The organism is Oscillibacter sp. CU971 (genome assembly GCF_905219725.1).
Classification (GTDB): Bacteria; Bacillota; Clostridia; order Oscillospirales; family Oscillospiraceae; genus Oscillibacter.
In genome coordinates this window covers 1-3682 of sequence record NZ_CAJMXG010000255.1, presented here as the reverse complement: position 1 = coordinate 3682, position 3682 = coordinate 1, and the positions used below count along the sequence as shown (strand labels likewise).

The following is a 3682-nucleotide window of genomic DNA, read 5'->3' as shown; positions in this document are numbered from 1 at the left end:
CATCTTACCAGCGCGTGAAAGCCCTGTCAATCTTTTTTACAAGAATCTTGTAAAATCCCCCTTGACATAATCGAACATATGTGCTATTTTAAATTCACCGCCAAGTTTCTTGTAATTCCACCGCCCCGTATCCCCTCGTCTCCCGTCCCCCGTAAAAAAATTCAACCGCGGACCCAGCAGCGCGGTCCGCGGTTGAAGGCGAAGAAATTCCCGCCACAGTGCAGTTTTCGGCGAAGCCGGAAACGGAACGGCGGCGGGAATTTCTGAGCTGGTGGGGGAAGGTGGATTCGAACCACCGAAGTCAGTGACAACAGATTTACAGTCTGCCCCATTTGACCGCTCTGGAATTCCCCCAGATATCATGATGAACTTGTGGAGCTGGTGGACGGACTCGAACCCCCGGCCTGCTGATTACAAATCAGCTGCTCTACCAACTGAGCTACACCAGCAGTTCCAACAGCATTGCCTATTCTAGCAGACCNTTTCCCATTTGTCAACAAAAATTTTTCCTGTTTTCACGGTTTTTTCAAAGGAGAGGATTTACATGTTAAGAACCAGCCGCCGCCCCGGGACGCGGGCCCTGCGCTGCACCCTGTGCGGCCGGGAAATTCTCCGGGGCGAGGAGTATTGGGCCTGCAACGGGCACCTTTCCTGCGGGGAGTGCTTTTCGGACCTGGCCCGNCGGGAACTGGCCCCCTGCCGGGAGGTCCGGGGAAGGGAGGCGCGGCCATGACCCTTTTGGAAATGTCGGCCTCCTACCGCAGCAGCGCCGCCGCCATCCACGGGCGCATCGTGGAGCTGCGGGGGCTGGAGCGGGCCCAGGCGGACCCGGAGGCGGCCTTCCGCCTCCGCCGCCGCATCGACGAGCTGACCCCCCTCTGGCGGGAGGCCCGGGAGCTGGCGGCGCTGACCGCCCATTACTATGACAGGAGCCATCAAAAACATGAGAACTGCACGCTATGAGGGGCCCTTTGACACCAGGGCCAGCNAGTGGATCGGGGTCCTGACGGTCTGGAACCGCCAGAACGCCGCCGACAACTNCGAGCGCCTGGAGCNCCTCCGNCGGAATCTCCGCCNGGCCCNGGAACGGGAGCTGACCCCCCGCCAGCGCCAGCTGGTGGACCTCTACTTCGACCAGGGGATGAACNTCCCCNAAATCGCCCGGGAGCTGGGGCTGAACCGCTCCACCGTCTCCCGGACCCTCCGGCGGGCCAAGGCCCGGCTTTACCGATGCCTCCGGTATTCTTTGTAGACTTTTCACGGGAAAACCCAGGATTTTCCTGCCGTTTCGTCCATTTTGTCCCGCTTTTCCTCTTGCGGTTTTGCCTTGAAGCGGATATAATCAAAGCCAGTGCTTAAAAGGAAACAGCTCAACTGCCCCTCCCCCGAACCGGCGGGACGGGNGCCGGGAGGAACGACATGAAGGACATGATGTACAATTCCCTGCACAACCGATGGCTGCGGCTGGTGGCCGCCATGCTGGGGGAGGGCGTGGTAGCCCTGGCCCTCCGCTTATTCATCGTGCCGCTGGGCCTGTACTCCGGCGGGCTGATGGGCTTTTGCCAGCTGATCCGCACCCTGCTCCACAACACCCTGGGCCTGGAGGCGGACATCGCCGGCGTCCTCTATTTTATCAGCAACATCCCCATCCTGCTGCTGGGCTGGAAGACCCTGGGGCCCCGGATGACCTTCAAGACCATCGCCTGCACGGTGTCCTTTTCCCTCTTCTACAGCATCATCCCCTCGCCCAGCGTCCCCATTGTGGACGACTACCTCACCTCCTGCCTGCTGGGGGGCATCATCGTGGGCATCGCCAGCGGAATCGTGCTGACCTGCGGCGGCAGCGGCGGCGGGCTGGACATCGTGGGCCTCTGCCTGAGCAAGCGGGGCAGCCGCTTCACCGTGGGGAAATTCTCCCTGACGGTCAACTTCTTCCTCTACGCCGCCTGCCTGGTTCTCTTTGTGCCGGAGGTGGCCATCTACTCCGTTATCTACAACTTCTTCTCCGCCATGGTGCTGGACCGGATGCACCAGCAGAACGTCAACGTCCAGGCCATGATTTTCACCAAGGAGGACGAGAAGGAGCTGGGCCGCTTCATCATTGAAAAGCTGGGCCGCAGCGTCACCTATTGGGAGGGCACCGGGGCTTACAGCGGGAAGGGACTCCATGTGCTGGTGGTGTGCCTGTCCAAGTTCGAGATTGAGGATCTGCTCCACGCGGTCCACGAGCGGGACGACCACGCCTTCGTCACCGTCCAGGAGCGGGTCCGGGTCTTTGGAAACTTTGTGCGGAAGCTGGAGTGACCGGAGCGGTAAAAAGAGGATTGCCTGATGGCAATCCTCTTTTTTGTGCCTTGCGCCGGGTCCGGCGGTTTCCTTACAGCACTTCCTCCTTACCGGCAATGAGCTCCGCCATAAGCTGCGCCCCAACATGGAAGGCGAAGCGGAAGCGGTCGAAGTCCCTCATATCCTCGACCCTGCTTCCCGCGTCTAAGTAGGCGTCCAGGAGCTCCCGCTGCNCCTNCGTGATGGAAGCGGTGAGCCGATCCAGATTCTCGCTTTTGATGCGCGCCGCCCGGACAAAGGGTGAATCCTGTTCGTGGATTCTTTTACGGGGCAGGTCATAGAGCAGTTCCAGAATGTTTTCCATCCTTGCACGGTCCTTTCTTTTTTGGCCGGTACCGCTNGAAAGGAAAGGCGGCGTATGGTATTATATTTACGCGGTCCTTGCCTTTTGGCAATATCGGCCTGCGGGGAAGCGGTGTCTGCTGTGATGGGCTGAGCGCCGCTTCCCACTATTTTTTCAGGTCGTCCTTTAACTTCCGAATCCCTCTCCTTGCCGCTTCCATACGGNGAACCTTTTCTTGTTCGCAATATTGTTNCAGAATTTCTTTGCATTCCTCGTCGTATTTTACGGTCATATGATAGGGCTTTGGATTGTCGGTAGGGCGTCCCATTTTTTTGCCCCCCAAGATCATCACCTCCCACTTTGGGACTCCTTAAGTATAGACTAAAGGACTCCCAAAGTCAAGAAGATTTTGCTTGGGGCATGCAATCTTGTAGGGGCCGCCGCCCTCGGCGGCCCGTCTACCGGAAACCGGGAAGTTCCAGGAAACGGGCGGACCTATGTGTCCGCCCCGACGGCCCGTCTCCCGACAGCCCCCCATGTCCAGGAATTGGCCCGGTCAGGGGACCGGGCCCCACAAAGAAGAACCCGCTCCGACAGGAAAGCGGACCGCCCCCTGGGCGGCCCGCTTTTTGCGTCCGGCAGTTTTACGATTCCGTTCCCTCCAGAATCTCCCGGACCCGGAGCACGCCCCCCTCTACGGAGAACCGGACCTCCAGCCCGGCAAAGCCGAAGCCGTAGACCCGTTCCGGGTCCTCCTGATACCGGGGGCGGGGGTCCAGGGCCAGCACCGCCCGGAGGGCCTCCCGCCGCTGCGGCGGGACCTTCTCCCAGAGCTCCGGCAAACACTCCACCGCCAGCGTCTCCCCGGCGGGGGCGGAGGCAAAGCCCCCCACGGCCTCCGGGCGGCAGTCGGCGTAGGGGAGGTAGGGCTTGATGTCCAGGATGGGCGTGCCGTCCATTAAATCCGCCCCCCGGACCCGGAGGACGGTTCCCCACTCCCGGGTCTCCTCCATGCCCGCCAGGGTGACGGCGGACAGGGCGATGGGGTTGGGC

General features: G+C 60.8%; 5 protein-coding genes and 2 tRNA genes. 3 read left to right on the top strand and 4 right to left on the bottom strand.

Annotated features, from left to right (window positions below):
• Positions 1–269: 269 nt before the first annotated feature.
• Both JX325_RS13595 and JX325_RS13590 read right to left on the bottom strand, forming a co-directional pair.
• A tRNA-Tyr gene (locus JX325_RS13595) sits at positions 270–354 on the bottom strand.
• A gap of 19 nt (positions 355–373) precedes the next feature.
• Positions 374–449 (bottom strand) — tRNA-Thr (locus JX325_RS13590).
• Positions 450–729: 280 nt separating this feature from the next.
• On the opposite strand from JX325_RS13590, the gene JX325_RS13585 reads away from it, so the two are divergent.
• From JX325_RS13585 to JX325_RS13575, 3 genes are all read left to right on the top strand, one after another.
• On the top strand, positions 730–963 hold the full coding sequence (locus JX325_RS13585) for a hypothetical protein (protein ID WP_204791634.1): 234 nt from the start codon (positions 730–732) through the stop codon (positions 961–963).
• A complete protein-coding gene (locus JX325_RS13580) occupies positions 944–1252 on the top strand; it encodes a sigma-70 family RNA polymerase sigma factor (protein WP_204791633.1) in 309 nt (102 codons plus the stop codon). The genes JX325_RS13585 and JX325_RS13580 overlap by 20 nt, the downstream gene beginning before the upstream one ends.
• A gap of 167 nt (positions 1253–1419) precedes the next feature.
• The gene (locus JX325_RS13575; RefSeq protein ID WP_243414091.1) at positions 1420–2304 is read left to right on the top strand and encodes a YitT family protein; all 885 of its coding nucleotides are present in this window, start codon (positions 1420–1422) and stop codon (positions 2302–2304) included.
• Between the two features lie 73 nt (positions 2305–2377).
• Here the strand turns inward: JX325_RS13575 and JX325_RS18755 are convergent, their stop codons facing one another.
• Complete coding sequence (locus JX325_RS18755; RefSeq protein WP_374220627.1) at positions 2378–2650, bottom strand: DUF6809 family protein; 273 nt, start codon at positions 2648–2650, stop codon at positions 2378–2380.
• 623 nt (positions 2651–3273) lie between these two features.
• The coding region (locus tag JX325_RS13570) for a TrmO family methyltransferase (RefSeq protein WP_204791632.1) at positions 3274–3682 on the bottom strand (409 nt) is incomplete at its 5' end.